Source organism: Streptomyces albidus (ex Kaewkla and Franco 2022), assembly GCF_013870515.1.
Classification (GTDB): Bacteria; Actinomycetota; Actinomycetes; order Streptomycetales; family Streptomycetaceae; genus Streptomyces; species Streptomyces albidus.
This window is the reverse complement of record NZ_JACBXA010000262.1, coordinates 1-7,723: the sequence shown is the minus strand read 5'-3', so window position 1 is coordinate 7,723 and position 7,723 is coordinate 1. Positions and strand designations below refer to the sequence as shown.

At 70.9% G+C, this 7,723-nt stretch carries 8 protein-coding genes; 4 read left to right on the top strand and 4 right to left on the bottom strand.

The window, feature by feature from the left end; translation table 11 throughout:
* From lnt to fxsA, 3 genes are all read left to right on the top strand, one after another.
* A partial coding sequence (gene lnt, locus H5J26_RS25965; RefSeq protein ID WP_235981120.1) for an apolipoprotein N-acyltransferase occupies positions 1-1,614 on the top strand: 1,614 nt, incomplete at its 5' end.
* Positions 1,611-2,381, top strand: coding sequence for a polyprenol monophosphomannose synthase (locus H5J26_RS25960; RefSeq protein ID WP_181768398.1), 771 nt, complete (start codon positions 1,611-1,613; stop codon positions 2,379-2,381). The genes lnt and H5J26_RS25960, both read left to right, overlap by 4 nt.
* A gap of 3 nt (positions 2,382-2,384) precedes the next feature.
* Positions 2,385-3,023 (top strand): FxsA family membrane protein, encoded by a 639-nt coding sequence (gene fxsA / locus H5J26_RS25955; protein WP_181768397.1) that lies wholly within the window; start codon positions 2,385-2,387, stop codon positions 3,021-3,023.
* 175 nt (positions 3,024-3,198) lie between these two features.
* On the opposite strand, the gene H5J26_RS25950 is transcribed toward fxsA, so the two are convergent.
* The 4 genes from H5J26_RS25950 to H5J26_RS25935 form a co-directional block, all read right to left on the bottom strand.
* On the bottom strand, positions 3,199-3,582 hold the full coding sequence (locus tag H5J26_RS25950; RefSeq protein ID WP_181768396.1) for an RNA polymerase-binding protein RbpA: 384 nt from the start codon (positions 3,580-3,582) through the stop codon (positions 3,199-3,201).
* Between the two features lie 255 nt (positions 3,583-3,837).
* Entirely contained in the window at positions 3,838-5,217 is a 1,380-nt protein-coding gene (locus H5J26_RS25945; RefSeq protein ID WP_181768399.1) for an MFS transporter, read from the bottom strand.
* A 67-nt stretch (positions 5,218-5,284) separates the two neighbouring features.
* Positions 5,285-6,091, bottom strand: a complete 807-nt coding sequence (locus H5J26_RS25940) for a glycerophosphodiester phosphodiesterase (protein WP_181768395.1) — start codon at positions 6,089-6,091, stop codon at positions 5,285-5,287.
* A 26-nt stretch (positions 6,092-6,117) separates the two neighbouring features.
* Entirely contained in the window at positions 6,118-6,891 is a 774-nt protein-coding gene (locus H5J26_RS25935) for a YczE/YyaS/YitT family protein (RefSeq protein ID WP_235981118.1), read from the bottom strand.
* A gap of 142 nt (positions 6,892-7,033) precedes the next feature.
* On the opposite strand from H5J26_RS25935, the gene H5J26_RS25930 reads away from it, so the two are divergent.
* A partial coding sequence (locus H5J26_RS25930) for a GntR family transcriptional regulator (RefSeq protein ID WP_181768394.1) occupies positions 7,034-7,723 on the top strand: 690 nt, incomplete at its 3' end.

Below are 7,723 nucleotides of genomic sequence, written 5' to 3'. Positions count from 1 at the left end.
CCGCGCACGGCGGGGGCCGCGGCCTCCGGCATCGCGCTTGCCTTCGCCTTCCCTCCGTACGGGCTGTGGCCGCTCTCCCTCGTGGCCGTCGCCGCGCTCAGCCTCCTCACGCGGGGGCGCACCGCCCGCCAGGGCGCCTGGACGGGTCTGGCCTTCGGCTGGCCCTTCTTCACCGTGCTCCTCAAGTGGCTCCATGTCGTGGGCTGGGACGCGGTGTTGGGGCTCGCCTTCCTCGAGTCCCTGTTCGTCGTCGCCCTCTCGGCCGCGCTGGCCGCCACCTCCCGGCTGCCGCTGTGGCCTCTGTGGGGCGCCTGCCTGTGGGTCGCACAGGAGTGGGCACGCGACCGGCTGCCCTTCGGGGGCTTCCCCTGGGGGCGGCTCGCCTTCGCCAACACCGGCTCGCCCTACACGCCGATGGCCGCCCTCGGCGGAGCGCCGCTGGTCACCTTCGCCGCGGCGCTGACCGGCACGGCGATCGCCGGCGTGGCCGTCGCCGCCTGGAGCCTGCGCGCCGGGTCGGCCGCCGGCGCAGCGGCGGACGCCACGGCCTCCTCCGCACGTCCCGGTCCCGGCCGCGGCCGCTTCGTTACCGTGGTCGGCTCGCTGGTCCTCGCCGCGGTCGTCACGGGAGCCGGCTTCGCCGTGCCGGTGCCCACCGCCGCCGACGACACCGCCGACATCGCGGTCGTCCAGGGCAACGTGCAGCAGGCCGGCATGGACTTCCTGGGCCGCCCCATGAAGATCCTCAACAACCACGTAGACGCCACCCTCGACCTCGCCCGCAAGGTCAAGGCGGGCAAGGCGAAGCGCCCCGACCTGGTGATCTGGCCCGAGAACGCCTCCGACCTCGACCCCTACAGGTGGCCCGAGGCGGGCGAGCGCATCGACAGGGCAGCTCAGGCGGTCGGCGTCCCCATCCTGGTCGGCGCGCTCGTCGAACACCCCACCCGTGAGGGTTACGTCAAGAACCAGGGCATCGTCTGGGACCCGAAGAAGGGCCCCGGTGCCTCCTACACCAAGCAGCACCCGGTGCCGTTCGGCGAGTACGTGCCCTTCCGGGACGAGCTCAGCAAGGTGATCACCCGCCTTGAGCGGATTCCCCGGGACTTCTGGCCCGGAGACCATTCGGGTGTTCTCCAGACGGGCCCCGCCCGGCTCGGCGACGTCATCTGCTTCGAGGTCGCCTACGACGAGATCCCCCGCGACACCGTCAATGCCGGCGCCCGTGCTCTCGTCGTCCAGACGAACAACGCCACCTACGGCAACACGGGCCAGCCGGAACAGCAGTTGGCGATGTCCAAGCTCCGCGCCGTCGAGCACGGCCGCGCAATCGTCACCGCCGCGACCAGCGGCATCAGCGCGATCGTCGCGCCCGACGGCACGATCGAGCAGCGCACCCAGGAGTTCGAGCGGGACGTCCTCACCGCCCGGCTTCCGCTGCGGGACGACATCACCCTGGCCGACCGCGTCGGCGCCGCCCCGGAGTGGGTGATCGCTATGGTGGGCGTCCTCTCCTGCGCCGCCGCCTGGTTCGCCGGGCGACGCAGCCGGTCCGTACGGCAGGCGGCGCAGCAGACCGACGCACGGCAGAACCACGAGGGGCAAGAGCGGTGACCGACGGCAGACAGGCGCGGAGCTTCGGCCCGCTCGGCAAGGTCCTGGTGATCATCCCGACCTACAACGAGGCCGACAACATCGAGGCCGTGACCGCGCGCGTACGGGAGGCCGTCCCGGAAGCCCGAATCCTGGTCGCGGACGACAACAGCCCCGACGGCACAGGCAAGATCGCCGATGAACTGGCGGCGCAGGACGAGCACATCCAGGTGCTCCACCGCCAGGGCAAGGAAGGGCTGGGCGCCGCCTACCTGGCCGGCTTCCGGTGGGGCATCGACCACGGCTACGGCGTGCTGGTGGAGATGGACGCCGACGGCTCGCACCAGCCCGAGGAACTGCCCCGCCTTCTGACCGCCCTGAAGGGGGCGGACCTGGTGCTCGGCTCGCGCTGGGTGCCGGGCGGGAGGGTCGTCAACTGGCCGCGCTCACGGCAGTTCCTCTCCCGCGGCGGCAGCATCTACTCGCGGATCCTCCTCGACGTCCCGCTGCGCGACGTCACCGGCGGCTACCGCGCCTTCCGCGCCGAGACGCTCAAAGGGCTCGGCATGGACGACGTGGCCTCGCAGGGGTACTGCTTCCAGGTGGACCTGGCCCACCGGGCGGTGCGCGCCGGATACCACGTGGTCGAGGTCCCGATCACGTTCATCGAGCGTGTACGGGGCAATTCCAAGATGAGCCGCGACATCGTGGCCGAGGCACTGTGGCGGGTCACCGCCTGGGGCGTCGAGGGCCGGGTCAAGAGAGCGCTCGGCCGCAGGCACACTTGAACCATGACGAGTCGCGCACCGTACCCGCAGAATTCTCCGGGCGAGCAGCCGGGCTCCGGCGGCCCGGAGGACCGGTCGTCCGGGCGTGGGCGCCGTTCACGGCCCCGCACGTTCATCCCGCTGGCAGTGGTGGCCTGGCTCGTGCTGGAAGTCTGGCTGCTCACCCTCATCGCCCAGGCGGCGGGTGGGCTGGTCGTGCTGGGAGTGCTTCTCGTCGGCTTCGTGGTGGGTGTCTTCGTCATCAAGCGTGCCGGGCGCCGTGCCTGGCGGCGGCTCTCCGAAAGCGTTCAGCAGGCGCAGAACGCTCAGCAGGGGAAAGGCGAGCCGGAAGCTGAGAGCGGCTCCCGCAAGGACCGCAAGGGTGGGGGCAACGCCCTCGTGATGCTCGGCGGCCTGTTGATCATGGTGCCGGGCGTCCTCTCCGACGTGGCGGGGCTGCTGTGCCTCTTCCCGCCGACCGCCGCGCTGATGCGGCGCACCACGCAGCGCCACCTGGAACGCCAGGCGGGCTTCGCGCCCGGCACCGTCGGCGACGCCTACCAGCAGGCCCGCCGCGCGGAGGAGCAGATGCGCATCCACCGCCCGGACGGAAAGGTCGTCGAGGGCGAGATCATCCGCGACGACGACCCGCCGAACCGCTGACCCGGTGGCAGTTGCTCCGGCGGCGACAGATCCGCGACCGGACCGGAGTGACCGAGAGATCCGAGTGATCGGCGGACGACAAGTCCGCACACGACAGCGCGCGGGGCCGGTGACCACATGAAGTGGTCACCGGCCCCGCGCGCTTGTCGCTGACCGGCTGAACGCCGGCCGTCTGTCAGGCGGACTTCCGCTTGCTGTTGCCGTCCCGCGGATGTACCGCGAGATTCATCGTGCCGGAGCGCAGAACGGCCAGCCGTTCCGCGAGGACCTCTTCGAGTTCCTCACGGGTGCGCCGCTCCATGAGCATGTCCCAGTGCGTACGCGCGGGCTTGCCCTTCTTCTCCTCCGGCCCTTCCCCGTCGACCAGGAGTGCCTGTGCACCGCACACCTTGCACTCCCACTCGGGCGGGATCTCGGCCTCTACAGAGAACGGCATCTCGAATTGATGGCCGTTCTGGCATGCGTACTCCACGGCCTGGCGCGGTGCCAGGTCGATACCGCGGTCGGTCTCGTAGCTGGTCACCACGAGTCGCGTGCCGCGAAGAGCTCGCTCACTCATGAATTCGTGCCTCCCGGGCTTGTCGCCCACAGGACAGGTGTCGCTGTCGTCGTCATCTGGTCAACGTCCGGTCGGCGGTGAAGATTCCCGAAACGGGAGATGCGTCGTCCGTCGTGCCGCTCTGCGTGTACCCACCAATGACCGGTTTGTCACAACTGACAGGAGATGTCACCCAGCGTTCTCATCTGTTTGCCGCGAAGTAACGGTCCATCCGGCGAGCCGAGGGCGTACACTACCGGGCCGCTGCCGATTCCTCTAAATCCGGTCCGGCGAGGGGTTGCCCGCGGCTTCCGCTGCCTTGTCCACCGGTACCCGCCACAGCAGTACGAAACCCAGGACGAAGAAGACGACCAGGGAAATGATCGCAGCCCGGTAGCTTTCCGTCAGCTGGTAGGCGAGCCCGAACACCAGTGGTCCCAGCCAGCTCGTCCCGCGGTCGCTCACCTCGTACAGCGAGAAGAACTCCGCCTCCTTGCCGCGCGGCACCAACTGCGAGAACAGTGAACGCGACAGCGCCTGACTGCCGCCCATCACCAGCCCGATCCCGGCCGCGAGCACGAAGAAGAGCACCGGGACGCCCGCCGGCAGGAAGTAACCGGTCGCTGCGATCCCCGACCAGGCCACCAGCGAGGCCAGAACCGTGTTCTTCGCCCCGAACTTCCGTGCCAGCCGCTCCATCAGCAGCGCGCCCGCGACGGCGAGCACCTGCACGAGCAACACCGCCCCGATGAGCGTCGTCTGGTCGACACCCAGCTCCTCGGAGCCGAAGACCGAGGCCTGTGTGATGACGGTCTGCACGCCGTCGTTGTAGACGAGATACGCCAGCAGGAAGAGCATCGTCAGCCGGTAGCGCCGCAGTTCGCGCACGGTGTCCGCCAACTGCCGCCAACCGCTGAGCACCGACACCCGTGCACCGGCGACCGTGCCCGGCCGCTCGCGCAGCCTCAGCAGCGGTATGACGGTGAAGACGGCCCACCACACACCGGCCGAGGCGATGCAGATCCGCACGGCCGAGCCCTCGCTGACTCCGAGCGCCTCATGGTTGAGGAAGAGCGCGAGGTTCCCCACCAGTACGAGTGAACCCGCGGCGTAGCCGAAGGCCCATCCGCGCGAGGAGACCGCGTCCCGCTCCTCGGGGCCCGCGATCTGCGGGAGGAAGGAGTTGTAGATGACCACGGCCACCGCGAACGCCACGTTGGCGACGACCAGCAGCGCCCCGCCGAGCAGATAGCGGTCGCCCTCCAGGAAGAACATCGCGGCGGTCGCGCCCGCGCCCAGATAGGCGGAGGCTCCGAGGATCGGCTTCTTCCGGCCCGTACGGTCTGCCACCGCACCGGCCAGCGGCATCACGAACACCGACAGCAGCACCGAGAGCGACACCGAGTAGGCGAAGTAGGAGCCGGCCCGCACCGGGATGCCCAGCGGGTGCACGTAACCGTCCGCGTCCGCCGCCGCCTTGGCGATCCCCGTCAGGTAGGGACCCAGGAAGACGGTGAGGACGGTGGTGGAGAAGACCGAGTTCGCCCAGTCGTAGAAGTACCAGCCGCGCTGCTCCCGGCGGTTTTCGGCCGTGCCGTCTCCGGCCTCCGTGACGACAGCACTCACAACTCGTCCCCCTCGCTCTGCCGGCGCCATGGCCGATGCCGGCACGCGCCGCCCGTCCTGTCCGCATCAGCGACGGGCGATGCACGCGGACCGCGGCCTACGGGTGCTCGGGGCCGGGCAGCCACGCGCCCCGCTCGGTGAGGACGTCGCGCAGTGTCTCGATGTGATCGGTCACAATGCCGTCAACGCCGAGGTCGAGCAACTCCTGCATCCGATCTCGTTCGTTGACCGTCCAGACGTGCACCTGCATCCGCCTCGCGTGGGCCGCCCGCAGGAAGGCGCGGTCCACCAGCCGCACCCCCGAACCGCTGTGTTCGGGGACCTGCACGCACACGGCGTTGCGGCGCAGCGCCCAGACAGGCAGCACTCCGTACGACCGGAGGCGCAGCCGCAGCACGCCGCTCGTACCCAGGGAGGTCGCCAGGCGGGGCCCGGCGAGGTCCTGGGCGCGTGCCACGCGGGACTCGTCGAAGGAGCCGACGCACACCCGGTCCCACGCGTCCTGTTCCGCCAGCAGATCCAGCAGCGGCAGGAGCGCCGGCTCCGCCTTGACGTCTATGTTCCAGCGCACCCCGGGGAAGGCACGCAGCAACTCCCGCATCAGCGGCAGTGGTTCGGTGCCGCCGACACGCGCCCGCCGCACCTCGGACCAGGGCAGCGCGCAGATCGGTCCGTGCGCGTCGGTCATCCGGTCCAGCGTGTCGTCGTGGAAGGCGACCAACTGCCCGTCGGCGGTGGCGTGTACGTCCGTCTCCAGGTAGCGGTAGCCCAGAGCCACCGCGCCGGCGAAGGCGCTGAGGGTGTTCTCCAGGCCCTCGGCCGCGCCGCCGCGGTGCGCGAGTGCCAGCGGAGCGGGGTGGTCGAGGAACGGGTGCCGCGGCTTCCGGAGGTGGCCTCGGCGCACTGGGGGAGGGGAAGGGTCTCGGCTCGTCACCGCCGCAGTATCGCGCGGCCCCTCCACCGGCCGCGCCGCCGCCCTCCCGGTCCGTCCCCGGTCGGGGTTCCGCGGGTCACGACGTGAGACGAGCCGGTGTCAGAGGAGCCGGATTCCTCCCCGGGGTCCGCCGTCGCTGCGTTTTCCGACTCGGGCACGGCGAAGATGCGGAGGAAGAGCTGCGAGAGCGGGCCAATCGCCAGCGCGTACACGACGGTGCCCACGCCCGCCGTGCCGTCCAGCAGCAGTCCGGTCGCGAGCACGGTCACCTCGATCCCCGTACGGACGAGGCGGATCGAGCGGCCCGTCACCCGGTGCAGCCCCGTCATCAGGCCGTCGCGAGGACCGGGGCCGAAGCGGGCCGAGATGTAGAGCCCCGTGGCCACGCCGTTGAGCACGACCGCCCCCAGCATGAGCGGGATCCGTACGGCAAGGGCGTCCGGCGGGGGTACGAGCCAGATGATGCCGTCCATCGCCGCACCGACCAGCACCACGTTGGAGACGGTGCCCAGGCCGGGACGCTGCCGCATCGGCACCCAGAGCAGGAGGACCAGCGCGCCCGCGATGATCGCGATCACGCCGATTGACAGGCCGGTGTGCCTGGAGAGGCCCTGGTGCAGTACGTCCCAGGGGTCGAGGCCGAGATCCGCCTGCACCATGAGCCCGGCGCTCGCCCCGTACAGCAGGAGGCCCACGTACAACTGCACCAGACGGCGGCCGACATGTCGGCTCTGCGAACGATCAGCTTCTGAGCTGCCGAAGACGGACAAGGCGCGCCCCTTCCTCCTTGGTGGCCCCTCTGGTGCTGCGCCCGAGATGTGACGTGCTGGCGCCGGTGAGCGGATGCGTGGCAGTCTGGGCCCTAGGACCAGGCCACCTCCATGGCCAATCAGGGGAAGGTGGACCGGAATCATGGCTCAGTGGACCTCTGCCGTTGGCGCACCGCAGCTGGCGCGGCTCCTGGCCTCCCAGCGGGCCGCCACCGCGGCCGAGGACGGGCACCGCGTCCCGGCCTACCGCTCTCTGGCCGACGGCGTACGCCTGCTCGTCCTCGAAGGCCGCATCCCCGTGGCCACCCGCCTTCCCGCCGAGCGTGAACTGGCCGCCGCGCTCCGCGTCAGCCGTACGACCGTCGCCGCCGCCTTCGAGGCGCTGCGGAGCGACGGATTCCTGGCCTCCCGTCGGGGGTCGGGCAGTTGGACGGCCGTGCCCGCGGGGAAGCCGCTGCCCACCCGAGGGCTGGAACCGCTGCCGCCGGAGTCCGCCGGGTCGGTCATCGACCTGGCCTGCGCCACCTTTCTCGCCCCCGAACCCCACCTCACCGACGCCTTCCAGGGGGCCGTGAGCGACCTCGCCCCTTACACCCACACGCACGGCAACTACCCCGCCGGCCTGCCCGCCCTCCGGGAGGCCCTCGCCGCGCGCTACACGGCCCGCGGGGTGCCGACCATGCCCGAACAGATCATGGTCACCACCGGTGCGATGGGCGCTGTCGCGGCTCTCGCCCGGCTGCTGACCCCGCGCGGCGAACGCGTCGCCGTCGAGCACCCCTCGTACGGGATTCGTACCGGCACCCGACACCAGCTTCGCGCGGCTGCGCGA

What these genes read in the sequence shown, in the direction of transcription:
- fxsA (WP_181768397.1), top strand. Translation starts at nt 2,385, where the DNA reads ATGACGAGTCGCGCACCGTACCCGCAGAATTCTCCGGGCGAGCAGCCG.
- H5J26_RS25950 (WP_181768396.1), bottom strand. Translation starts at nt 3,582, where the DNA reads ATGAGTGAGCGAGCTCTTCGCGGCACGCGACTCGTGGTGACCAGCTAC.
- H5J26_RS25945 (WP_181768399.1), bottom strand. Translation starts at nt 5,217, where the DNA reads ATGGCGCCGGCAGAGCGAGGGGGACGAGTTGTGAGTGCTGTCGTCACG.